Raw genomic sequence first — 21995 nt, 5'->3', positions numbered from 1 at the left:
GTGCGGCGCCGTGCGGCTCCGCGACCGGAACCGGTAAGCGCCGGCTCCCCGCAAGGGAATCCGTGGACGAGACGGTGGAGTGGCTCCGGTCGCGGCCGTACTACGAGGGGCAGATCGCGGACCACCGCGTCCTGTCCGGCCGCGACCCGGAGTTCGCAGACGTCGACCTGGAACCGCGGCTCGCCGACGCGCTCGAATCGGACGGCGTCGACCGGCTGTACCGGCATCAAGCGGAGGCGGTGGAGGCGGTCCGCGGCGGCGACGACGCCGTGTTGGCGACCCGGACGGCGAGCGGGAAGTCGCTGGCGTACACGGTGCCGGCGTTCGAGAACGCGATGGACCACGGCGGCCGGACGCTGTATCTCGCGCCGCAGAACGCGCTCATCGCCGACCAGCAGGAGACGCTGACCGACCTGGCGCGCGCGCTCGGCTTCGGCTCGCGGGTCTCCGTCGACCAGTACACGGGCAGGCTCTCGGACGCGGAGAAGCGCGACGTCCGGGACGCGCGGCCGACGGTGCTGCTGTCGAACCCGGACATGCTGCACTACGCGCTGCTCCCGTGGGCGTACAAGCAGTGGGAGTGGTTCTTCTCGTCGGTCGAACTCGTCGTCGTCGACGAGGTGCACAGCTACCGCGGCGTCTTCGGCAGCCACGTCGCGATGGTGCTGCGGCGGCTAAACCGGCTCTGTGAGCGGTACGGCGCCGACCCGCAGTTCGTCTGCTGTTCGGCGACCATCGGGAACCCGGTCGAGCACGCCGCCCGCATCACCGGCCAGCCCGAATCCGGGTTCCGGCTCGTCGACGAGGACGCGTCGGCGCGCGGGCCGCGACACTGGCTGCTGTGGAATCCGCCCGAGTACACCGGGCGGACAGCGGATCAGCAGTCCGGGCGGCGCCGGTCGAGTCACACCGAGACGAAGCGGCTGTTCTGCGACCTCGTGGAGCGCGGCTACCAGACGCTCGTGTTCACTCGGGCGCGCCAGACCGCAGAGCGGTACGCCACGGACTCCGCGTCAGAGCTCCGCGACCGCGGCGAACACGACCTCGCCGCCGGCGTCGAGGCGTACCAGGCGGCGCTGACCGACGAGAAGCGCCGCGAAATCGAGGCCGGGCTGCACAGCGGCGACACCTGCGGCGTCTGGTCGACGAACGCGCTCGAACTCGGCGTCGACGTCGGCGGCCTCGACGCCGTCATCCTCGACGGCTACCCCGGCACCCGGATGTCGGCGTTCCAGCAGGCCGGCCGCGCCGGCCGCGGCGACGACCCCGCGCTCGTCGTCATGGTCGGCGGCGAAGACCAGCTCGACCAGTACCTGCTGTCGAACCCGGACGACTTCTTCGGCGGCGACCCCGAGCGCGCCATGAGCGACCCGGAGAACGCCGAACTGCTCCCCGGCCACGTCGCCAGCGCGGCCGCGGAGAACTGGCTCTCGCGCGACGACGCGCGGCACTTCGGCGAGACGTTCCCGTCGGTCGTCGACGACCTCGAATCCGACGGCGTGCTCGAACGCCGCGACACCGCCGACGGCGTCCGGTGGACGCACGACGGCGACGGCAGCCCGCAGCACTCGATGAGCCTCCGCACCATCGACGACCGCGAGGTGAACCTCCGCGACGCCCGTACCAACGACCGCATCGCGTCGCTGTCGCTGTCGGACGCGCTCCGGGACGCACACCCCGGCGCGATTTACCACCACCAGGGGCAGACGTACGAGGTGACCGACCTCGACCTGGACCGCGACGTCGCCGAACTTCAGCCGACGTGGGCCGACTACTACACGCGCGTCCTCACCGAAAAGGACGTCACCGTGAACGAGGACGTCCGCGAGCAGCCGCTCGCCGCCAGGCCGGACACGCCGGTCCGGTTCGCGGACGTCACGGTGACCGAACAGATAACCGGGTTCGAGCGGAAGGACGGCCGGACCGGCGAGACCATCGGGACGCAACAGGTGGACCTGCCGGAGACCGAACTGCGGACGAAGGCACTGTACTACACGGTGCCGGCGGACGTCGAGGCGTCGATGCGCGAACGCGGCGGCGAGTACGGCTTCAACGGCGGCATCCACGCCGCCGAGCACGGCATGATTTCGCTGCTGCCGCTGTCGCTGCTGTGCGACCGCGGCGACGTCGGCGGCGTGTCGACGCCGCACCACCCGTACACGGGCCAGTCGACCGTGTTCATCTACGACGGCTACCCGGGCGGCGTCGGCCTCACCCGCGCGGCGTTCGACGACGCGGAGCGGCTGATGGCGCGGACCGCCCGGATGATCGACGGCTGCGGCTGCGAGGGCGGCTGCCCGGCGTGCGTCCAGTCGCCGCACTGCGGGAACGCGAACGACCCGCTGTCGAAGCCCGAAGCGGTCGACCTACTGACGGCGCTGAGCGGAACGAATCTGGGCGCCTAGCCGCTGTGGACCAGCGGTTGTCGGAGAGGTGGGTGAGGGAGCGACAGGACTATTTGAAATCGAGACTAACAATCTGGACGGGCGCGCGCGGGGGAGGGCCGATAGCAGCGGCGCAGCCGACATCGGCGACTACAGATTCACTCACGCCAGAGTTAATTTCGGAAAGCGTTAAGTATCGGCTCTCGAAAAAGGGCGTTGACCTCTGACACGGAGGGTCGAACATGAAGGATACAGGACTTTCACGACGCACGTACATCAAAGGCGCAGCGGGCGCCGGTGCCGCAGGACTGACCGGCTTCGCCGGCTGTCTCGGCGGTAACGGCGGCGGCAGTTCCGACCAACCCCTCGAAGTGCTTCACGGCTGGACGGGCGGCGACGGCGCGAAAGCCGCCGAGGCCCTCCAGAAAGCGTGGAAGGAGGCGCACGGCGACATCACGCTCGAGTTCAAGCCCATCGGCGGCGGCGGGAACACGAACCTGAACACGGTCGTCTCCAACCGCCTGTCGAACAACAACCCGCCGAGTTCGTTCGCCGGCTGGCCCGGCAAGAACCTCGTGAAGTACGAGGGCGTCCTCGGCAACATCACGGGCGTCTGGGAGGACGGACTGCTCGACGCGCACGTCGAGGAGGCCGCCCAGCTGTGCAAGTACAACGGCGAGTACCGCGCAGTCCCCATCGGCTCGCACCGACTCAACTGCCTGTTCTACAACTCCGCGGTCGTCGAGGAAGCCGGCGTCAACCCCGACGACCTCACCTCCGCGTCGAAGCTCATCGACGCGCTCGAGAAGGTGAAACAGAACACGGACAAGGTGCCGATGTCGCACGCGATGAAGGCGCCGTGGACGACGCTACAGCTCGTCGCCGCGGTGCTGCTGTCCACCGGCGGCTACGACACCTACATGAAGGTCGTGAACGGCGAGGGCGGCAAGTCCGCCGTCCGCGAGGCGTTCAAGACCACGAAGACCATCCTGCAGAACTACATCAGCGAGGACGCCTCCTCAATCGGCCTCACCGGGTCGAACGCCAAGATCATGAACGGCGAGGCGGCGTTCATCCACCAGGGCAACTGGGCGGCCGGCGCCTTCCGGAACAAGGAGAACTTCAACTACAACGAGGACTGGGGCTTCAAGACGTTCCCGGGCACGGAGAACCTCTACACGCTCCACATCGACTCGTTCATCTACCCCGGCAACAACCCGACCCCGCAGAAGGCGAAGACGTGGGAAGGGTTCGTCGGCTCGAAGAAGGCCCAGGTCGCGTTCAACCAGTACAAGGGCTCCATCCCGACGCGGACCGACGTGTCGATGGACGCCTTCGGTCCGTACCTGAAGGAGACGATGAACGACTTCCAGAACGCCGAGGAGAAGCCGCCGACGCTCGCACACGGCCTCGCGGTCGTGCCGGAGAAGCTCACGAGCCTGAAGGGCGTCATCTCCAACGAGTTCTCGGGGCCGTACAACGTCGACGCCGCGACCGAGAAGTTCGTCTCCACCATCCAGGGCTGAGGACACGACAGGCACACCCACCATGCACGAATTTTTCGTACGCCTGAAGAGAACGCTCACCGGCTGGTTCACCGACGGTCGACGCGCCATGACCGACGGCGGAACGGCCGCAGCGGAGCGAGGGGTCCGCGCCAGAATCGAAGACCGGTTCGGCGAAGACGTCGTCGAGTCCGCGCCGTTCTGGCTGCCGCCCTTCCTCCTGATGGGCTTTTTCGTATACGGCGCAATCGGCTGGAACATCCTCATCTCGCTGACGGACTACCAGGGGTTCGGCAGCGCCGACTACAGCCAGCTCGACTTCGAGATGTACACGCGGGCGTTCGCGGACCCGACGGTTCAGCAGGCCGCCGTCAACACGTTCGTCCTGCTGCTCGGGTTCACGCTCATCTCGCTCGCGCTCGGCATGTTCCTCGCGATACTCATCGACCGCGGCATCCGCAACGAGAACGTCGTCCGGACCGTCTACCTGCTCCCGATGAGCCTGTCGTTCGTCGTCACGGCCCAGTTCTGGCTGTGGATGTACGACTACAACAACGGCATCGTGAACCGGCTGCTCGGGCTGGTGAACCTCGGGCCGTACAACTTCATCGGGAACCCGAAGCTCGTTCTCGGTGCGGTCATCTTCGCGCTCGTCTGGCAGTTCAGCGGCTACGCCATGGTGGTGTATCTCGCTGCGCTCCGCGCCATCCCGGACTCGCACTTCGAGGCGGCGCAGGTCGACGGCGCGTCGACGGCGCGGATGTACTGGCGCGTCATCATCCCGCAGCTGCGCGGCGCGACCATCAGCGCCGCGGTCGTCCTGATGGTGTTCGCGCTGAAAGCGTTCGACTTCCTGTACTCGCTCGTCGGCGGGTACCGGCCGCCGAACGGCGCGGACATCCTCGCGACGAAGATGGTCCGTGAAGCGTATCAGAACACGAACTGGGCGTACGGCGCCGCCATCGCGGTCATCCTGTTCGTGATGGCGCTGGCCATCATCGGCCCGTACCTCACCTACCAGTACAAACACGACAACCTATGAGCACAGACACATCCGAGACGACCACCGACTCCGTCCTCGACAGCCTCGACGCCGGCCGCGTCATGCTGTACGCCGCCATCGGGCTGTTCATGGTGTTCTTCTTGACGCCCATCGAGTCCGGACTCGTCACGTCGTTCAAGACGGACGCGGCGGTCACGAACACGGCGCCGTACCTGCCACCGCTCGGAGACGGATTCTCGCTGAGCAACTACGTGACCGCCTTCGACATCCTGCTGAAAGGCATCTTCAACAGCCTGCTGTTCGCCGTCCCGGCGACGGTGTTCTCGGCGCTGCTCGGGAGCTTCGCCGCCTACGGCCTGACGCTCGTCGACTGGAAGTACCAGATTCCAGTGCTGGTGCTGTTCGTCGCCGGCGTCTTCATCCCGTACCAGGCGGTGCTGGTGCCGCTCTCGCGGCTGTACTCCATCGTGAACGTCGCGGAGCTGCTGAGTTTCGTGTGGGCGACCACCGGCGTCAGCTCCGAGTACGCGGACCTCATCGAGCTCATGGTGACGCACATCGCGTACGGCATCCCGATCTGCACGGTGCTGTTCCGGTCGTACTACCGGTCGATGAGCGACGAGATGATGGAGGCGGCGCGGCTCGACGGCGCCACCATCCGCCGCGTCTACCGGCGCATCGTCTTCCCCCTGTCGACGCCGATGTTCGCGGTCGTACTCATCTACCAGTTCACGCAGATCTGGAACGACCTGCTGTTCGCGCTCGTCATCGTCGCGACCAGCTCCAGCACCGCGGCGCCCGTGACGCTGTCACTGGCCGGGCTGGGCGCGTCGCTGCAGGGGCTCGACTTCGGCCTGCGGATGGCCGGCGCGTTCGTCGCCGCCCTGCCGACGCTCGTGGTGTACATCATGTTCGGCGAGGAGTTCGCTGAGGGGGTAGCTACCTAACCATGGCACAACTTGAACTCGACCACCTGACAAAGGTATTCGACGACGACGGTACAGACATCATCGCAGTCGACGACGTGACCATCGAAATCGAGGACGGCGAGTTCCTCGTGCTCGTCGGCCCGTCGGGCTGCGGGAAATCGACGACGCTCCGCATGGTCGCCGGCCTCGAAACCGTGACGTCCGGCGACATCCACCTCGGCGGGAAGACCATCACGAAACAGCGCCCCCAGGAGCGCGACATCGCGATGGTGTTCCAGTCGTACGCGCTGTATCCGCACATGTCCGTCCGGCAGAACATGTCGTTCGGGCTGGAGGAGTCGACAGACATGACGCAGGACGACATCGACGACCGCGTCACGCGCGCCGGCGAACTCCTCGGCATCCCGGAGCTGCTCGAACGGAAGCCCGGCGAACTGTCGGGCGGCCAGCAGCAGCGCGTCGCGCTCGGCCGCGCCATCGTCCGCGAACCCGAAGTGTTCCTGATGGACGAGCCGCTGTCGAACCTCGACGCGAAGCTCCGCTCGGAGATGCGGACGGAACTCCAGCGGCTCCAGGAGGACCTGGACACGACGACGATGTACGTCACCCACGACCAGACCGAGGCGATGACGATGGGTGACCGCATCGCCGTACTGAACGACGGCGAACTCCAGCAGGTCGGCACGCCGCTGGAGTGCTACCACGAACCGGCGAACAAGTTCGTCGCGGGCTTCATCGGAGAGCCGTCGATGAACTTCTTCGAACTCGATGTCGACGGCGACGAACTCGTCGGCGACGACTTCACCTACGCGCTCTCGCCCGACACGAAAGAGACGCTCGGCGGCGCCGCGAGCGTCACGCTCGGCATCCGGCCGGAGGACATCGAGCTTGTCGGCGACGCCGAAGGCGACCACGACTTCGCCGCGACCATCGACGTCGTCGAGCCGATGGGGAACGAGAACTCGGTGTACCTCGGCTTCTCCGCGGACACCGAAGACACGTTCGTCGCCACCGTCGGCGGCATGAAACAGGTCGAAGCCGGCGAGGAAGTCACGGTGCGCTTCCCAGAGGAAGCCATCCACCTGTTCGACACGACGACCGGCGAGGCGCTGAAGAACCGGTCGCTCGAACTCACCGAACCGAACGTTTAACGGCCGGCGGTCCGCCCCCGGTCGGTTCCGTTCTGCCGCCGGTTCTCCGATTCACGACGCAAGCAGCGACGCGTCCGGCGGGGCTCAGGTCCGCTTGCTGCGCGCTTCGCGGACGTCCGCTCCGTCCCGGACCTTGTCCGTACACTGCGGGCACACCCGCGGGTCGGACATGCTCTCCGGCGCGAACACCTTCACGTACTCCTCGGTGACGAAGGCCCCGCAGTTCTGACACTCGGCCATACGTCACTGTAACGACGAAAATTCGTTTAGGTTTTGTGGCCTGTTCGGCGTTCGGGGCGACGTGGACGGCGTCTCGCTCCGGCGGACGTCGTCGCCGCGGAGACCTCAGTTCGCCTCAGCGGTGTCGGTGCGCACCTTGTCGGCGAACTGTTCGCGGACCTTCCGAATCTTCGGGTCGGCATTGAACTGGCAGTACTGGTCCGCCGGGTTCTTCTCGTAGTAGTCCTGGTGGTACTCCTCCGCCTCGTAGAACGTCTCCAGCGGCTCGACCTCCGTCACGATGTCGTCGTCGTAGACGTCTTCGGCGTCGAGTTCGTCGACGAACTCCTCGACGGTGGCGCGCTGGTCCTCGTCGTGGTAGAGGACGATGCTGCGGTACTGGCTGCCGACGTCCGGCCCCTGCCGGTTCAGCGTCGTCGGGTCGTGGACCGTGAAGAACACGCGGAGCAGCTCCGGGTACGCGATCTCGTCGGGGTCGTACTCGACCTGAACGACCTCGGCGTGCCCGGTCGACCCGCTGCACACCTCCTCGTACGTCGGCGCTTCGGCGTCGCCGCCGGCGTAGCCGGACGTCACCGACTCGACGCCGCGGAGCTGTTTGAACGCCGACTCGACACACCAGAAGCAGCCGCCGCCGAACGTCGCTCGCTCGTATTCGCTCATGGGTGTACGGTCGGGCGGCGGCCGGATAAGCGTCGCGCCGACGGCAGACCGCTTCCCCGCCGGCCCGCTCGATCGTCGTCAGTCGACGGCGAAGTAGCGGTCGTAGTGGGCGGCGCAGCCCGGATTGAACGCCGCCGCGCAGTTCGGGCAGGCGTCGTCGGCGTCGACGTAGGTCTGAACCGTGAGCTCCGTTCCGCAGGCGCCACAGAGCACCGCCGGTTCGTCGAACCGGTCGGCGGGCCACCGTTCGGTCTCGTGCCCGGCCGCGTCGGCGTCGCCGCCGGCGGCCGCGTCGTGACACCTGTAACACGGGTAGTACGTCTCACAGCACGCGAACTTGATGGCGACGACGTCGGAGGCGCCGTCCCAGTGCGCACAGCGAGTCTCCGAGCCCACGTCGACGCCGCGGACGACCGCGCCGTCGACGACCACTTCCGAGAGCGGCGACGCCGACTCCGCGCGCTCGACACCTGAATCGGGGTCGGCGTCGGTCATCGGAGCACCGACGTGGCGCTGATCGCGCCCTCCTCGAGCGCGTAGAGGACCCGCTCGTCGAGGCTGCGGTCCGCCCAGTCGTCCGGCCGGTCGGCCGCCGGGAGCTGCTCGGCGGCGTCGACGAGGTCGGCGTGCACGAACCGGGCGTGCTCGCCGCACTCCGGGCAGACGGCGACGAAGTACCGGACCTGGTACGGCCGCGTCTGCTCGGCGCGGCAGGACGCACAGAGGTACGTCTCGGTCACACGGCACCGTCGGTGCGCCGGGTACTCGACGTTTTCGGGTAGCGGCGCGGCCGTCGGTCGCGTGGCGGCGCGAACGGACAGTCGGGTCAGTCCGCCCGGGTGTCTTCGAGCCGGTAGTAGGCGCCACAGCACGGGGACGGAGCGACGGAGCCGCGCTGGTCGGCGACCGACTGGGCGGCGGTCCGGGTCGTCCGGCACCGACGGCACCGGTCCGCGACGACGTCGCCGCAGCCGCGGCACCTGACGAGGTACCGGCCGCGGTGGAACGACGGGCAGTGACGGGTCGCGTCGACGTCGTCACACCGCCGGCGGAACGCCGCGCCGTGGCCGGTCGTCCCGAACCGCTGGACCTGTTCGACGTGGACCAGTTCGTGTCGGAGCGTCCGGTTCCACTCGGCGGCGTCGAACGCCTCGAACGCCCGCCACGTCAGGACGACGTCGCACTGGCCCGGCTCCTCGAACCGGGACGCGTCGGTGTCGAAGCCGTCGGCGAGTCGGTCCCAGTCGGCCGGCACGCCGACCTCGGCGTCCGGGAGCCGCGGGTACTTCACGGCCGCCGCGCGCCGCTTCGCGCGACGAGACACTCGCCACTCCCGAATCCGGTCGAAGTCGACGTCGACGCCGTACTCGTCGGCCGCACGGGCGGCGTAGCGGCGGCTGTAGGCGACGAGCGCGTCCGCGTCGTCGACGTCGTCGTAGTCGATACCGGATGGCTCCCGGCCGACCTCCGTCGTCGTTTCGGTTCCGGCGAACCACGCTGCGGACGGTGCGCCCCGGCGCCATGCCGCAGTCTCGACGCGCGGAGGGAACCGTCGCCGACAGGAGTCGTCCCCGTTGGAAGTCGTCTCCGTCAGCGCCGTCGCTTCAGGGGTTCCCGTCGGCGTCGTCGCTCGCGGCGTCGGTGCTTCGACGGTTCGTGACGTCGACGACGACCAGCGCCCCGATGGTGACGCCGGTGACGACGACCGCGGCAGTGACGGCGGCGGCTCGCGGCGTCCACGCGCCGGACGATTCGAGAACGGCAGCGGCACCGACGCCGACCGCGACGATTGCGGCGCTGATGAACAGTTGTGCGACGTCGTGTCTGCCGAGGTCGTGGTCCATGGGTCGGCTCACCTCCGGCCGTCCCGGGGTCGGGAGGCCGGGCCGAACCTCGGTTCGCAAGCCGGGGGCGGGATTTGAACCCGCGAAGTCTCGATTACAAGTCGAGTGCATGCACCGCCCATGCTCCCCCGGCGCGGGCTATCGTTCTTCGTCCTCCGTTTAATCGGTATCGTTTTCGGCGCTCTCCGTGCCGACCGGTTTCCGGTACTCGACGCGGTGTTCGCCGTAGCCGTGCCGCTCGTAGAACCGGCGCGCGCCGCCGTTGTCGGCCATCGCTTCGAGGGTGACGACGTCCGCGCCGTCCGCGGCGAGCGACTCCTCGGCGCGGCTGAGCAGTTCGGCGCCGACGCCGGAGCCGCGGTACGCCGGCCGCACGTAGAGGTTCTCCACGACGCCGCAGTCGACGTCCTGGTCGTACCCTTCCGACTCCGGGCCGCACGTGACGAACCCGACGACGACCGGCGCTCCCTCGACGTCGACGTCGTCGGCGCCGACGTCGGCATCGTCGTCGCGGTCAGTGTCACCGCCGCCTTCGGCGTCAGCGTCGCCGGCGGCGTCGGCTTCGGTGTCGGCCGAGCGGTCGGCTTCGGCGGCGCGGGCGACGAACAGGCCGCCGGTGACCGCGTGGCGCGCGGCGTCGTCGCGGGCGGCGGTCCGGTTCGGCGCCGCGGTGAGCGTCGACCCGTGGTCGCGCTGGCCGCGCGCCAACTCCACCCAGAGGTCGGCGACCGCGTCCGCGTCAGCGACGCTTCCGGGTTCGACCGCGACTCCGTCCATCGTTCACGGGAAGGAGCGTCGCAGGGTTGGGTGTTTCGCCCCGCACCTCTCAGGTCGCCAACGCCACCGTGAACCGTCGCTTCCCCGGATTTTTGCCGCTCGTGTGGGAACATTTAACTCCGTCAGGCCACCCGAGAACTGTGAGAAGGTATCGCAATGGGGATCAATGAAACGTACACGCGCGGACGGGAGTTCGCATCGAACCGGTCGTTCGCCATCCTGGCGACGCTGCTGGTGGTCGTGCTCCTGTTCGACGTGTTCAGACAGCTCTCGACGCCGGGCGGCCTCACGGTCGCCCAGCTCGTCACCTACCTGTGGGAGGGACTCGTCGTCGGCCTCTCCATCGGACTGGCGGGCGTCGGACTCTCGATGACGTACAGCATTCTGAACTTCGCGAACTTCGGCCACGGCGACTACGTCACCACCGGCGCGTTCGCCGGCTGGTCGGTCACGTGGCTCGTCGCCGGCTTCGGCCAGTTCGACGCGGCGACGCTGCTGTTCATCGGCTCCATCTCGACGCGCGAACTCGGCGTCTCCGTCGTGAACACGCCGCTCGCCATCGTCGCCGGCCTCGTCGTCTCGGCCGCCGTCGCGGTGGTGCTGTCGCTCGCCATCGACCGCGTCGTCTACAAGCCGATGCGCGACCAGGAAGGCATCTCGCTGCTCATCGCCTCCATCGGCGTCGCGCTCGCGCTCCGGTACACCATCTACATCATCTGGAGTTCCCGCACCCGCGGGCTCACCGACGCGCAGTCGGTCCCGGAGTTCACGCTGTCGCTGCCCGGCGGCGTCGTCGGCTTCGGCGGCCACCAGCTCACGCTGGTCGTCGTCGCGGCCGGACTGATGTACGGCGTGCATCTGCTGTTGCAGCGGACCAAGCTCGGGAAAGCGATGCGCGCGATGGCCGACAACGAGGACCTGGCCCGCGTCACCGGCATCCCGACCGAGCGCGTCGTCCGGTTCACCTGGATCATCGGCGGCGGCCTCGCGGGCGCCGGCGGCTTCCTCATCGCGCTCGAACGCGGCACGATGAACTTCCAGTTCGGCTGGATTCTGCTGCTGCTCATCTTCGCCGCCGTCATCCTCGGCGGCATCGGCTCCATCTACGGCGCCATGTTCGGCGGCGTCGTCATGGGGCTCGCACAGAACCTCGCGCTCGTCTGGATTCCGAGCGAGTTCTCGACGGTCGCCGCGTTCGCCGTCATGATATTCGTGCTGCTGTTCAAGCCGTCCGGACTGTTCTCGGGGGTGACGACGACGTGACAGTCGGCTTCGACGACGACCGCGACGTCCCCGGCTGGACCCCGTACCGCGAGTGGTTCCGGGACCGCTGGGCGGCCGGCGGCGCCGCCGCCTGGGCCACCGCGCTCGCACACCTCGCCGTCGGCTTCGCCGTCGTGTTCGCGGTGCTGTCGTTCGACCTGTCGTCGCTGCCGGTCGGCGGCAGCCTCATCGGCTTCATCTACGCCGGCGTCGTCGTCGCGGCGCTGTACGCCGCCGTCGCCCCGCCGGCGGAGCCGTACGTCGCGTGGCTGAGCGACCGGTGGGCCGTCTCCGACGTCGACAAACTCGCCATCATCCTCGGGCACGTCGCGGTCGGCTTCTTCGTGTTCGCCGTGGCGCTCGACCTCCCGTTCAACGGCCTCGTGAGTTCGCTCCGCTCGGTGCTGTTCTTCTCGGCGGTGTACGCGATGCTGGTGCTCGCGCTGAACCTCCACTGGGGGTACACGGGCGTGTTCAACATCGGCGTCGCCGGCTTCATGGCCGTCGGCGTCTACACCATGGCCATCCTGTCGTCGCCGGTCGACGCGGGCGCCGCCGGCATCCCCGGACTCGGGCTGCCGCTCCCGGTCGGCATCCTCGGCGGGATGCTGATGGCGTCGCTCGCCGGCCTCGTCGCCGCGCTTCCCGCGCTTCGGCTCCGCGCCGACTACTTCGCCATCGTCACGGTCGCGCTCTCGGAGATCATCCGCATCACGCTGAAGTCCCGGACGCTCCAGCAGTTCACGGTGCCGTGGCTCTCCACCGCCGGCGGGCTGTCGATTACGTCGCGGACGACCGGGACCGGCGGCGCGACCGGCATCTCGATGCCCGGGAATCCGCTCCGCCTGCTGTTCTACGAAGGGTTCGGTCCGGCCGCCGAGCCGGCGCTGCTCGGCTCCGTACTGTTCCCGCTGTTCGAAGGGCTCCGGATTCGGCTGATTCCACCGGGGTCGTCGTGGCTCGGCGTCGTTCCGCTGCCGGCGTTCACGCTCGACCTCGCCGTCCAGCCGCCGGTCATCGTCAACGCGGCGTACGTGCTCGTGCTCACGTGTTTCGTCGCGCTGTTTTACGTGCTGCTCGTCCGCGTCGGCAACTCCCCGTTCGGCCGCGTCCTCAAGGCCATCCGCGAGGACGAAACCGTCGCGGAGGCGCTCGGCAAGGACACGCGGCGGTTCAAAATCGTCGCGTTCATGTTCGGCTGCGGGCTGATGGGGCTCGGCGGCATCCTCTGGCAGGGCAGCCAGGGGTACACGAACCCGGGCGCGTTCAAGCCCATCATCACGTTCTACATCTGGGTCGCGCTCATCATCGGCGGCGCCGGCTCCAACACCGGGAGCGTGCTCGGCGGCGCGCTGTTCGCGTCGCTCGTCTGGCAGGGCCCGACGTACGTCCGCCGCGTCGTCACGAACTACGTCGAGTTCGGCGGGACGCCCGCGAACTTCCCGGCCGCGGTCGGGCCGCTGTTCGAAGGGAAGGTGCTGCCGATGCTGTCGTTCCTGCTCGCGAACGTCTCCGCGCTCCGATTCATCCTCGTCGGCGTCATCCTCGTCGCGCTGATGCAGCGCCGCCCCGAGGGGCTGCTCGGTCACCGCAAGGAGGAGGCCGCGGCGATTCCGCTCGGGCGGCCCGGGTCCGCCGACGGCGACTCCGACGGCCCAGATGCCGCGGACGCCGTTTCCGACGGAGGTGAGCCGCAGTGAACGACACAGCGGACGCAGACGCGGCGGCCGACCCGCGCGACGCCGACGGCGGCGGCGACGCCGCATCGGGCGGTCAGCCGCCGCTGGAGGTCGAGAATCTCCGGAAGACGTTCGGCGGCATCACGGCCGTCGACGGCGCGACGTTCTCCGTCGAGGAGGGGACGCTCACGGGGCTCATCGGGCCGAACGGCGCCGGGAAGTCGACGACGTTCAACTGCATCACCGGCGTCCACGAACCGACCGCCGGCGCCGTCCGGTTCCAGGGCGAGGACATCACCGGGCTCGAGACGCACGACATCGCGAACCGCGGCCTGGTCCGGACGTTCCAGATCGCCCGCGAACTGGAGGAGATGACGGTGCTCGAAAACATGATGCTCGCGCCGCAGGGGCAACTCGGCGAACGGTTCTTCCACTCGGTGCTGCCGGGGCTGCGCAGCCGCGTCGTCGGCGAGGAGGAGGAGCTGCTCGAACAGGTGTGGCAGCAGCTCGAATTCTTCGAAATCGACCACCTCGCCGAGGAGTACGCCGGGAACCTCTCCGGCGGCCAGCGGAAACTGCTGGAGATGGCGCGGGCGCTCATGACCGACCCGGAGCTCGTCCTGCTCGACGAGCCGCTGGCCGGCGTGAACCCGACGCTCGAAGAGAAGCTGCTCGACCGCATCCACGAGCTCCGCGAACGCGGGAACACGTTCCTGCTCGTGGAACACGACATGGACGTCATCATGAACAACTGCGAACGCGTCATCGTCATGCATCAGGGGCAGGTGCTCGCCGAGGGGCCGCCCGAGGCGGTCACGGAGAACGAACAGGTCATCGAGGCGTACCTCGGAGGTGACGTCGAATGACCGACGGAAGCGACGCCGCGGCTGACGGCGCCGACGCGACCGCCGCCGAGGAGGCCGACACGCCGGACGACTCCCTGCTGGAGGTCCGCGGCCTCGACGCCGGCTACGGCGACCTCCAGATTCTCTCGGACGTCGACCTCGACGTCGCCGCCGAGGAGTACGTGACGATCGTCGGGCCGAACGGCGCCGGGAAGTCGACGGTGATGAAGTCCGTCTTCGGGCTGACGACGTACATGGACGGCAGCATCGAGTTCGACGACGAGGAGATTCACGGCCTCCGACCGGAGGAAATCATCCACCTCGGCGTCGGCTACGTCCCGCAGAACGAGAACGTCTTCGAGAGCCTCACGGTCCGGGAGAACCTCGAGATGGGCGCGTACATCCTCGACGAAGTGCCGGAGGACCAGATTCGCGCCGTCTACGACCGGTTCCCGATTCTCGAGGAGCGCTCGGACCAGCGCGCCGGTACGATGTCCGGCGGGCAGCGGCAGATGCTCGCGATGGGTCGCGCGCTGATGCTCGACCCGGACCTGCTGCTGCTCGACGAGCCGTCGGCGGGGCTCGCCCCGGACCTCGTCGAGGAGATGTTCGACCGAATCGACCGCATCAACGACGACGGCACCGCCGTCCTGATGGTGGAGCAGAACGCGAAGGAGGCGCTTCGGCGCTGCGACCGCGGCTACGTCCTCGTGAACGGCGAGAACGCCTACGTCGACTCCGGCGAGGCGCTGCTCGGCGACGAACAGGTCCGCAAGGACTTCCTGGGCGGCTGAACCGCGCCGAACGCCCCCTCGGAGGCCGTCCGGCGCCGTCGCTGCCGGAGCGGTGGACGCGAACGGGGAGGAATCAGATCAGTTCAGGACGTAGCGGTCGCCGTCTTTCGTGACGTGGTCGGCGCCGCGGAGCGTTTTGAGGATGCTGTACAGCGAGATGCGTTTCATGCCGAGGCCGTCGCACAGTTCGTCCTCGGTGACGGCGCCGTGCGTGGCGAGGTACAGATACACCAGTTTCGCCCGCGGCGAGTTCAGGTCGTCCGGGACCTGCTCCATCGTCGGTTCGGTTGCCGAGTCCGACGCGGGGGTGGCGTCGGTTCGAGACGTGGCCTGCATTCGTACCCGCACCCAGTACTTCGACACCCGTAAAACTACTGTACGACGATAGTCGAAACCGGGTCGAGGCGGCCGAACGCAGCGACGAGCGGAAGTAACGGGAGGAGCGTGGCGTGGTTTCGCGGCCACCGCAGCGCCGATGCGGCCGCGGAGTTCGACTCGTGACGGAGAGAAACCGGGGTGCGCGTCGGTCGCGTCGACCGGCGGCGGCGACCGCTCTCGTCGGTGGTGAGTCGGCTCGGTCGGTCAGTACGACCGGATTTTCGGTTCGTACTCCTTCTCCTCGCCTTCGAGGATGACCGGCCGGTACCACAGCTCCGGCGTCCCGTCGTTCCACGACAGCATCGTGTGTTTCAGCCACTCGTCGTCGCGGCGCTCCTGGAACTCCGCGCGCCAGTGGGCGCCCCGGAACTCCTCACGGGCGAGCGCACCGAGCGTGATGGCTTCGGCGACGTCGATGACGTTCCGGGTCTCGATGGTCTGGATGAGTTCGGTGTTGAACGTCCGCGACGGGTCTTTCACGTAGACGTCCTGGTACGCCTCGCGGGCCTCGCGGATGTCCGCGAGCGCCTCTTTCAGCCCGTCCTCCTCGCGGAACACGTTCACGTTCGCGGTCATCGTCTCCTGGACGTCGCTTCGGACCTCGGCGTGCTGGACGCCGTCCTCCTCGTCGAGCAGCGACTGAATCCGGTCGCGCTGGTCGTCGACGGCGCGTTCGACGACCGCGCCGCCGTCCGCGTCCGCCTCGGCGACGCCGCCGTCCGCGGCCGTCCTGTCGCCGGCCGAGTCGACGGCGCCGGGTTCGACGGGCGTGTCGACTTCGCCGGGCTCGTAGTCGTCGGGCTTTCCGGTCGGGATCTCGGCGTCGCCGAGGTCGGCGCCCGCGGCGTGTCGGCCGGCGCGCTTGCCGAACACGATGAGTTCGGGGAGCGCGTTGCCGCCGAGGCGGTTCGAGCCGTGGACGGAGGCGCAGGCGCACTCGCCGACCGCGTACAGGCCGTCGACGCAGGTCGCGCCGTTCTCGTCGGTCTCGATGCCGCCCATCGCGTAGTGCTGGCCGGGCTTCACCGGCATCGGCTCGTCTAGCGGATTGACGCCCTCGAAGTCCTCCGAGAGGTGGACGATGTTCTCGAGCCGGTCGATGATGCGCTCCTCGCCGAGGTGGCGCATGTCGAGGTGGACGTACTCGTCGTCGATGCCGCGGCCCTCGTTCACCTCGGTGAGTTCGGCGCGTGCGACGACGTCGCGGGAGGCGAGTTCGCCGGCGTTGCTGGCGTAGCCGTACTCGAACATGAACCGCTCGCCCTCCTCGTTGTAGAGGATGCCGCCCTCGCCGCGGACGCCCTCCGTGATGAGCACGCCGGTGCTCGGGAGCGTCGTCGGGTGGAACTGGATGAACTCCATGTCCTCGATGGGGACGCCGGCGCGGTACGCCATCGCGACGCCGTCGCCGGTGTTCGCCACCGCGTTCGTGGTGTGATCGAACACCTGGCCGAGCCCGCCGGTCGCGAGCACGACGCCGTCGGTCGCGCGGAACCCGGAGACCTCGCCGGTCTGCAGGTCGTACGCGACGACGCCGTGACACGAGCGGTCCTCCGGTTCGTCCTCGTCGGAGACGGCGAGGTCCGTCACGTACCACTCGTCGTAGACGGTGATGCCGCGCTTGACGAGCTGTTCGTACATGGTGTGCAGCAGCTGGTGGCCGGTTTCGGCGCCCGCGTAGGTGGTGCGCGGGAACGACAGCCCGCCGAACGGCCGCTGGGAGACGCGGCCGTCGTCGTCGCGGCTGAACGCCATTCCCCAGTGTTCCAGCTGGATGACCTCCTCGGGGGAGTCCTGGCACAGCGTCTCGATGGCCGGGGCGTCCCCGAGGTAGTCGGAGCCTTTCATCGTGTCGTACGCGTGGTCCTCCCAGGAGTCGCCCTCGCGGAGGGCGGCGTTGATGCCGCCTTCGGCCGCCCCGGTGTGGCTTCGCACCGGGTGGAGCTTCGAGACGATGGCTACGTCCGCGCCTTCCTCCTGGGCGGCGATGGCGGCCCGTAGCCCGGAGCCGCCGGCGCCGACCACGATGACGTCGTGTTCGTGCATGGTTTCGTTGAGTTGTGTCGTGTCGGGTGTCGGTCGAATGTGAGTCGGGTGCTCTGGACGGGTCGGGTCGCTACCAGAACTTCAGGTTGTTCTTCACGGCCTCCCGCTTCAGCTCCTGGATGTGCTCGGTGAGCGGGATGTCCTTCGGGCACACCTCGGTGCAGGAGAACTGGGTCTGACAGCGCCACACGCCGTTCTCCTGTTCGAGGACGTTGAGCCGGTGTTCTTTCATGTCCTCGCCTTCGCGTTCGTCCATCGCGAACCGGTACGCCTTGTTGATGGCCGCCGGGCCGAGGTACTCGTTGGTGCCGGCGGCGATGTTACAGGAGGACATGCAGGCGCCACACCAGATGCAGCGCGTCGACATCTTCACCTTCTCGCGGTTCTCCCGCGTCTGCCGCTGCTCTTCCAGTTCGCCGTCCGGCAGCTCGTTCGTCTGGAAGTACGGCTTGACCGCCTCCATCTGGTCGTAGAAGTGCTCCATGTCGACGACGAGGTCCTTCCGGACTTCGGCGTGCGGGAGCGGCTCGACGCGGACCGGCTCTTCGAGGTCCGACAGCTGGGTCTTGCAGCCGAGCCGCTGCGAGCCGTTGATGAACATGGCGTCCGACCCGCAGATGGCCTGCCGGCAGGAGTGGCGGAACGTCAGCGACGAGTCGAAGGTGTCGCGCGCGTGGATGAGCGCGTCGAGCACCGTCATCCCCTTCTCGTAGGGGACGTAGAAGTCGTCGAACCGCGGCTCCATCTTCCCCTCCACCTCGGGGTCGTACCGGAACACCTTGAGGTGGTAGGTGCTTTCGTCGCTGGACGCGGCCGCTTCGGCTTCCTCGCGGGCGCGCTCTTCGCGGTCGGCGCGCGCCTCGGCTTTCTTCTGCATCCGCGCTTCCTGGGCGGACGGGAGCGACTCGTCGGCGGTCTCCGTGTCGGATTCGGTGTCTGGAACGTGCGTACTCATGGTTTAGAACGTCGGTAGGCCGGCCCACGCGTTCGCGGTGCGGACTCCCTGGACGATGACGACGAGGCTCGCGGCGAGCAGCGCGTACTTCACGACCTGCCGCTTCGTCCCGGAGAGACCCTGATTCAGCAGGGCGTTGTAGACGCCGTTGACGCCGTGGAACGTCGCGGTGACGAGGAACAGCACCATCAGTGAGTAGTAGGTGACGTTCTCCATCCGCATGCTGCTCTGCATGAACGTCACTTCGGCGGCGTGGTTGACGAAGTGAAGCAGGAAGAAGTGGAACGCGAGCACGACGACGAGGAACGCCGCCGTGATGCGCTGCCAGAGCCACTGCCGCCCGCCCTTCTCGAACGAGGAGTAGCGCTCCGCCATCTCAGAGCACCCCCTCGACGAACGTCGGCACCGACGCGACGACGATGGCGCCGGTGAGGATGAGCGACGCGTAGAAGCTCTTGTCCTGTGATTCGAGGCCGATACCGAGGTCGACGAGCAGCAGGCGGCAGCCGTTCAGGATGTGGAACACGGCGACCGCCAGCAGCCCGACTTCGAGGACGCGGACGACGAGCAGGCTCTCGAGCGTCGAGATGACTGTGGTGTAAACGTCGTTCTCCGCCGCGATGGCCTGCGCGTTGCCGGCCGCGGAGATGGCGGTACTCAGGACGGCGATGTGGGTGAAGAGGTAGCCCACGAGCACCCAGCCCGTGAACTTGTGGAACACCCACGCCCACATCCCCGCCGAGAACTCCCGCCACCGGCCGAAGTCCTCGATGAGGCCTCTGTCGTACGACTGGCTCATGGGTGTACGAGGCTGCGTTCCCCCGTAGTATAGTAGTTACGTGTATCGTCCCGCGGGCGCGCGCCGCCCCGACGCAGTCGGGCGACATCAACCGTGGTTCGGGCAACGCTTACCTCGCGGCCGCTCCGCGCCCGACAGCCCCGATGCGCTCCGCTCAGGTCGCGTTGTCGCTGACCGGCGACTGCTCCAGTTCGACGGCGCGTCGCGTCGACTCGTCGAGTTCGACGAGGTGGCACAGCGGGTTCCCCGGGTAGACCACCGGGTTTTCGAGGACGCCGACGAGCAGCCCGGTGAACGGCGCGACGACCGCCGTGTTGTCGTCCTTGAACGGGTTCGTTATCGTACACACCGTGTCGCCCTCGTGGACGAGCGCCCCCTTCTCGAAGTGCATGTCGACCATGCCGCCGGCGTCCGCGCGCAGCCACGTCTTCTCCTTTTCGTCGGTGATGACGGTGCGCCACCCCGGCCAGCGCACGGCCGCCGGGTCGGTGACGCCGTACTCGCCGAACACGCTGCGGACGCCGTCGAGCGCGTAGTCGATGAGGGTCCGCTGGAACCGGTGTGCCTCGCCCATCTCCACCGTGATGGTCGGGGTGTCGACCGCCGCGGCTTCGACCCGCAGCATGCCGCTGCTGCCCTCGCTGTCGATGACGACGTTGCTGCCGAAGGCGCGCGCGAGCCGCGCGACCTCGGGGTTCGACATGTCGGCGCGGACGTGGACCATGTTCGTCCGGCCGCGCGTCGACGTGTGGAAGTCCAAGCCGAGGTCGCACGGCTCAATGAAGTTTGTGAAGATGGTGTGCGCCATCCGCTTGGACGACGTCGAGTCCGCCGCGCCCGGGAACGACCGGTTCAGGTCGCGGTCGTACACCGGGAGGTAGCGCTGCTGGGCGAGGAACGCCGGGACGTTCAACACCGGCATGCAGATGAGCGTCCCGGCGAGGTCCGAGCGGTCCCACTCGAACGCCACTTCGCGGACCACCTCGATGCCGTTCAGTTCGTCGCCGTGGGCCGCCGCCGAGAGGAACACGGTCGGGCCGTCCCGTTCGCCGTTGACGATGGTGACGGGGATGCGGACGGGGTCGCCGAGGTACGTCTCCGAGACGACGTACCTGATGTTCTGCTGTTCGCCCGGCTCCACCTTCCCGCCGTTGTAGGTGAACGCCCCGTCGTCGGTCATGTCGTAGCCTCGGAGAGCCCCGCGTATAAGCGTGCGTGTGAACCGCACTGCGGCGGCGAGCCGACTGCGAGAGCGGGTCGAACCGGTCTGTGCCCCGGGAGCGAGTCACAGAGGCCGCACCAACCGGGAGTTCTTTTGTGCGACCGGCTGTGCCAAACAGTATGACGGACGATTCGGTTCGAGTGGGGGTTCTGTCGCTGCACACGAGCAAGGAGTCGAAGGCCATCTGTAACGCGGTGGAGGCGCTCGGCCACGAGCCGGTGTGGCTGCGCGAGGAGAACACGAGCGTCAATCTGGTCGACAGCGACGTCGTGCTCGACCCTGACGTCGACGTCGTCGCGAACCGGATGCTGCTGTCGAACACCGAAGAGCCCGCCGAGGGGCTCGGGCTGGCGCAGACGTTCGCGGCGGCGCGGCCGATGCTGAACGAGCCGTCGTCGGTGCTGACCGCGGTCCACAAGTTCGCGTCGGCCGTCGCGCTCGCGGAGGCCGGCATCCGCGTCCCGGACGCGCTGCTCGCGCTGTCGAACCGGAAACTGAACGAGGGCCGCGGCCGCTTCGGCGACGAGGGCGTCTACAAGACCGCCATCGGCACCCACGGCGGCGGCACCTGGAAGGTCGACTTCACGGAGCCGGTGAACCCGATGGTCGGGAACCGGCAGGCGTTCTTGCAGGAACTCATCGACCGCGACGAGGTCCGCCACCACGACCTCCGCGTCTACGTCGTCGGCGACGAAATCGTCGGCGCGATGAACCGCTACGCGCCGGAGGGCGACTGGCGCACGAACGTCGCGCTCGGCGGCGACGTCGAGGACGCGACCGACTCGCTCTCCGAGGAGGCGCGGGAGATGGCGCTCCGCGCCGCCGACGCGGTCGGGCTCGACTACGCCGGCGTCGACCTCGTTCAGGGGTACGACGGCTGGTACGTCCTCGAAGTGAACCCGACGGCCGGCTTCAAGGGGCTGTTCAAGGCGACGGGCCGCTCGCCCGCGCCGCACATCGCGAGGCTCGCCATCGAACACGTCGGCGGCGACGTCGACGACGAGCGCGTGACGGAGCTGACCGCGACGCTGGACGACGCGACGCCGACCTGCATGCCGCGGACCACTCAGGAGTCGCCGAAGGAGACGCCCATCATCGGCTACATCGAGGACGTCGTCGTCGCCGGCACCCGCGGGTCGACGCAGGCGTACGCGAAGTCGGACACGGGCGCGACCCGGTCGAGCATCGACACGGAACTCGCCGCCGAAATCGGCGCCGGCCCAATCAAGAGCATGACGCGCGTCAAGTCCGGGTCGATGAAGTCCGGGAAGGCCCGGCCGGTCGTCGACCTCGTCGTCGGCATCGGCGGCCAGCAGCACACGGTGACCGCGAGCGTTGAGGACCGCTCGCACATGAGCTACCCGCTGCTGCTCGGCCGCGACATCCTCCAGCACTACCGCGTCGACGTCCAGCGGTACGCCGACGAGACGCGGACCGAGGACCGCGACGAAGAGGAGGAAGAAGGGCTGGAGTAGCGGGCGAGCCGCGCAGACACGCGCCGCTCGGCCGTCCGCGTCG

Annotated in this window: 23 protein-coding genes and 1 tRNA gene; 10 read left to right on the top strand and 14 right to left on the bottom strand. The window is 68.3% G+C overall.

All coding sequences use genetic code 11. The annotated features are described in order from the left end of the window. Nucleotides 1–62 precede the first annotated feature (62 nt). From ACQUS7_RS00220 to ACQUS7_RS00200, 5 genes are all read left to right on the top strand, one after another. The gene (locus ACQUS7_RS00220; RefSeq protein WP_435143339.1) at nt 63–2405 is read left to right on the top strand and encodes a DEAD/DEAH box helicase; all 2343 of its coding nucleotides are present in this window, start codon (nt 63–65) and stop codon (nt 2403–2405) included. Between the two features lie 221 nt (nt 2406–2626). Next, nucleotides 2627–3910: an ABC transporter substrate-binding protein gene (locus ACQUS7_RS00215; protein ID WP_435129071.1), complete on the top strand. Its 1284-nt coding sequence runs from the start codon at nt 2627–2629 to the stop codon at nt 3908–3910. A 22-nt stretch (nt 3911–3932) separates the two neighbouring features. Continuing rightward, on the top strand, nt 3933–4931 hold the full coding sequence (locus ACQUS7_RS00210; RefSeq protein WP_435129074.1) for a carbohydrate ABC transporter permease: 999 nt from the start codon (nt 3933–3935) through the stop codon (nt 4929–4931). After that, nucleotides 4928–5839: a carbohydrate ABC transporter permease gene (locus ACQUS7_RS00205; RefSeq protein WP_435129077.1), complete on the top strand. Its 912-nt coding sequence runs from the start codon at nt 4928–4930 to the stop codon at nt 5837–5839. Before ACQUS7_RS00210 ends, ACQUS7_RS00205 begins: the two co-directional genes overlap by 4 nt. A 2-nt stretch (nt 5840–5841) precedes the next feature. Next, nucleotides 5842–6972: an ABC transporter ATP-binding protein gene (locus ACQUS7_RS00200; RefSeq protein WP_435143334.1), complete on the top strand. Its 1131-nt coding sequence runs from the start codon at nt 5842–5844 to the stop codon at nt 6970–6972. An 84-nt stretch (nt 6973–7056) separates the two neighbouring features. On the opposite strand, the gene ACQUS7_RS00195 is transcribed toward ACQUS7_RS00200, so the two are convergent. The 8 genes from ACQUS7_RS00195 to ACQUS7_RS00160 form a co-directional block, all read right to left on the bottom strand. Continuing rightward, on the bottom strand, nt 7057–7212 hold the full coding sequence (locus ACQUS7_RS00195) for a DUF7563 family protein (RefSeq protein WP_435129083.1): 156 nt from the start codon (nt 7210–7212) through the stop codon (nt 7057–7059). 105 nt (nt 7213–7317) lie between these two features. Further along, a complete protein-coding gene (gene msrA / locus ACQUS7_RS00190; RefSeq protein ID WP_435129086.1) occupies nt 7318–7875 on the bottom strand; it encodes a peptide-methionine (S)-S-oxide reductase MsrA in 558 nt (185 codons plus the stop codon). Between the two features lie 78 nt (nt 7876–7953). Further along, on the bottom strand, nt 7954–8370 hold the full coding sequence (locus ACQUS7_RS00185; RefSeq protein ID WP_435143329.1) for a CHY zinc finger protein: 417 nt from the start codon (nt 8368–8370) through the stop codon (nt 7954–7956). After that, nucleotides 8367–8615: a hypothetical protein gene (locus tag ACQUS7_RS00180; RefSeq protein ID WP_435143326.1), complete on the bottom strand. Its 249-nt coding sequence runs from the start codon at nt 8613–8615 to the stop codon at nt 8367–8369. Before ACQUS7_RS00180 ends, ACQUS7_RS00185 begins: the two co-directional genes overlap by 4 nt. Before the next feature lie 86 nt (nt 8616–8701). Further along, complete coding sequence (locus ACQUS7_RS00175) at nt 8702–9199, bottom strand: transcription elongation protein SprT (RefSeq protein WP_435129095.1); 498 nt, start codon at nt 9197–9199, stop codon at nt 8702–8704. Between the two features lie 280 nt (nt 9200–9479). Then, a complete protein-coding gene (locus tag ACQUS7_RS00170; protein WP_435143321.1) occupies nt 9480–9719 on the bottom strand; it encodes a hypothetical protein in 240 nt (79 codons plus the stop codon). A gap of 59 nt (nt 9720–9778) precedes the next feature. After that, nucleotides 9779–9852 (bottom strand) — tRNA-Thr (locus ACQUS7_RS00165). Between the two features lie 26 nt (nt 9853–9878). Continuing rightward, complete coding sequence (locus tag ACQUS7_RS00160) at nt 9879–10496, bottom strand: GNAT family N-acetyltransferase (RefSeq protein WP_435129101.1); 618 nt, start codon at nt 10494–10496, stop codon at nt 9879–9881. Nucleotides 10497–10652: 156 nt separating this feature from the next. Here ACQUS7_RS00160 and ACQUS7_RS00155 point away from each other — a divergent pair, with 156 nt between their 5' ends. The 4 genes from ACQUS7_RS00155 to ACQUS7_RS00140 are packed head-to-tail and all read left to right on the top strand — an operon-like array spanning nt 10653 to nt 15077. Continuing rightward, nucleotides 10653–11759 carry a branched-chain amino acid ABC transporter permease gene (locus ACQUS7_RS00155; protein WP_435129104.1) on the top strand — a complete coding sequence of 369 codons (1107 nt, stop codon included), beginning with the start codon at nt 10653–10655 and terminating at the stop codon, nt 11757–11759. Further along, complete coding sequence (locus tag ACQUS7_RS00150) at nt 11756–13459, top strand: branched-chain amino acid ABC transporter permease (RefSeq protein ID WP_435143317.1); 1704 nt, start codon at nt 11756–11758, stop codon at nt 13457–13459. Before ACQUS7_RS00155 ends, ACQUS7_RS00150 begins: the two co-directional genes overlap by 4 nt. Then, on the top strand, nt 13456–14304 hold the full coding sequence (locus tag ACQUS7_RS00145; protein ID WP_435143314.1) for an ABC transporter ATP-binding protein: 849 nt from the start codon (nt 13456–13458) through the stop codon (nt 14302–14304). Before ACQUS7_RS00150 ends, ACQUS7_RS00145 begins: the two co-directional genes overlap by 4 nt. After that, nucleotides 14301–15077 carry an ABC transporter ATP-binding protein gene (locus tag ACQUS7_RS00140; RefSeq protein WP_435129110.1) on the top strand — a complete coding sequence of 259 codons (777 nt, stop codon included), beginning with the start codon at nt 14301–14303 and terminating at the stop codon, nt 15075–15077. The genes ACQUS7_RS00145 and ACQUS7_RS00140 overlap by 4 nt, the downstream gene beginning before the upstream one ends. 78 nt (nt 15078–15155) lie before the next feature. Here ACQUS7_RS00140 and ACQUS7_RS00135 read toward each other — a convergent pair whose 3' ends face one another. The 6 genes from ACQUS7_RS00135 to ACQUS7_RS00110 form a co-directional block, all read right to left on the bottom strand. Continuing rightward, nucleotides 15156–15413 carry a TrmB family transcriptional regulator gene (locus ACQUS7_RS00135; RefSeq protein ID WP_435129113.1) on the bottom strand — a complete coding sequence of 86 codons (258 nt, stop codon included), beginning with the start codon at nt 15411–15413 and terminating at the stop codon, nt 15156–15158. Between the two features lie 246 nt (nt 15414–15659). Then, entirely contained in the window at nt 15660–17501 is a 1842-nt protein-coding gene (locus ACQUS7_RS00130; protein ID WP_435129116.1) for an FAD-binding protein, read from the bottom strand. A 70-nt stretch (nt 17502–17571) separates the two neighbouring features. After that, nucleotides 17572–18456: a succinate dehydrogenase/fumarate reductase iron-sulfur subunit gene (locus ACQUS7_RS00125; RefSeq protein ID WP_435143309.1), complete on the bottom strand. Its 885-nt coding sequence runs from the start codon at nt 18454–18456 to the stop codon at nt 17572–17574. Nucleotides 18457–18459: 3 nt separating this feature from the next. Next, nucleotides 18460–18831, bottom strand: coding sequence for a succinate dehydrogenase (locus ACQUS7_RS00120; RefSeq protein WP_435129121.1), 372 nt, complete (start codon nt 18829–18831; stop codon nt 18460–18462). Nucleotide 18832: 1 nt separating this feature from the next. Next, the gene (gene sdhC, locus ACQUS7_RS00115; protein ID WP_435129124.1) at nt 18833–19255 is read right to left on the bottom strand and encodes a succinate dehydrogenase, cytochrome b556 subunit; all 423 of its coding nucleotides are present in this window, start codon (nt 19253–19255) and stop codon (nt 18833–18835) included. Between the two features lie 154 nt (nt 19256–19409). Further along, entirely contained in the window at nt 19410–20435 is a 1026-nt protein-coding gene (locus ACQUS7_RS00110) for a succinylglutamate desuccinylase/aspartoacylase family protein (protein ID WP_435143304.1), read from the bottom strand. A gap of 161 nt (nt 20436–20596) precedes the next feature. Here ACQUS7_RS00110 and ACQUS7_RS00105 point away from each other — a divergent pair, with 161 nt between their 5' ends. Further along, nucleotides 20597–21952 carry a RimK family alpha-L-glutamate ligase gene (locus ACQUS7_RS00105; protein ID WP_435143301.1) on the top strand — a complete coding sequence of 452 codons (1356 nt, stop codon included), beginning with the start codon at nt 20597–20599 and terminating at the stop codon, nt 21950–21952. Nucleotides 21953–21995: the final 43 nt, after the last annotated feature.

This window comes from Halobaculum sp. P14 (assembly GCF_051195155.1).
Taxonomy (GTDB): domain Archaea; phylum Halobacteriota; class Halobacteria; order Halobacteriales; family Haloferacaceae; genus JBNTKA01.
Note: the sequence above shows the minus strand (reverse complement) of the source record. Positions and strands in the feature narration are given on the sequence as shown.

Bases quoted from the DNA above. Each gene is read 5' to 3' on its own strand.
- ACQUS7_RS00160 (WP_435129101.1), bottom strand. From the start codon at position 10,496: ATGGACGGAGTCGCGGTCGAACCCGGAAGCGTCGCTGACGCGGACGCG.
- ACQUS7_RS00195 (WP_435129083.1), bottom strand. From the start codon at position 7,212: ATGGCCGAGTGTCAGAACTGCGGGGCCTTCGTCACCGAGGAGTACGTG.
- ACQUS7_RS00215 (WP_435129071.1), top strand. From the start codon at position 2,627: ATGAAGGATACAGGACTTTCACGACGCACGTACATCAAAGGCGCAGCG.
- ACQUS7_RS00125 (WP_435143309.1), bottom strand. From the start codon at position 18,456: ATGAGTACGCACGTTCCAGACACCGAATCCGACACGGAGACCGCCGAC.
- ACQUS7_RS00155 (WP_435129104.1), top strand. From the start codon at position 10,653: ATGGGGATCAATGAAACGTACACGCGCGGACGGGAGTTCGCATCGAAC.
- ACQUS7_RS00170 (WP_435143321.1), bottom strand. From the start codon at position 9,719: ATGGACCACGACCTCGGCAGACACGACGTCGCACAACTGTTCATCAGC.
- msrA (WP_435129086.1), bottom strand. From the start codon at position 7,875: ATGAGCGAATACGAGCGAGCGACGTTCGGCGGCGGCTGCTTCTGGTGT.
- ACQUS7_RS00210 (WP_435129074.1), top strand. From the start codon at position 3,933: ATGCACGAATTTTTCGTACGCCTGAAGAGAACGCTCACCGGCTGGTTC.
- ACQUS7_RS00205 (WP_435129077.1), top strand. From the start codon at position 4,928: ATGAGCACAGACACATCCGAGACGACCACCGACTCCGTCCTCGACAGC.
- ACQUS7_RS00120 (WP_435129121.1), bottom strand. From the start codon at position 18,831: ATGGCGGAGCGCTACTCCTCGTTCGAGAAGGGCGGGCGGCAGTGGCTC.
- ACQUS7_RS00140 (WP_435129110.1), top strand. From the start codon at position 14,301: ATGACCGACGGAAGCGACGCCGCGGCTGACGGCGCCGACGCGACCGCC.
- ACQUS7_RS00200 (WP_435143334.1), top strand. From the start codon at position 5,842: ATGGCACAACTTGAACTCGACCACCTGACAAAGGTATTCGACGACGAC.
- ACQUS7_RS00185 (WP_435143329.1), bottom strand. From the start codon at position 8,370: ATGACCGACGCCGACCCCGATTCAGGTGTCGAGCGCGCGGAGTCGGCG.
- ACQUS7_RS00110 (WP_435143304.1), bottom strand. From the start codon at position 20,435: ATGACCGACGACGGGGCGTTCACCTACAACGGCGGGAAGGTGGAGCCG.
- sdhC (WP_435129124.1), bottom strand. From the start codon at position 19,255: ATGAGCCAGTCGTACGACAGAGGCCTCATCGAGGACTTCGGCCGGTGG.
- ACQUS7_RS00135 (WP_435129113.1), bottom strand. From the start codon at position 15,413: ATGCAGGCCACGTCTCGAACCGACGCCACCCCCGCGTCGGACTCGGCA.
- ACQUS7_RS00130 (WP_435129116.1), bottom strand. From the start codon at position 17,501: ATGCACGAACACGACGTCATCGTGGTCGGCGCCGGCGGCTCCGGGCTA.
- ACQUS7_RS00105 (WP_435143301.1), top strand. From the start codon at position 20,597: ATGACGGACGATTCGGTTCGAGTGGGGGTTCTGTCGCTGCACACGAGC.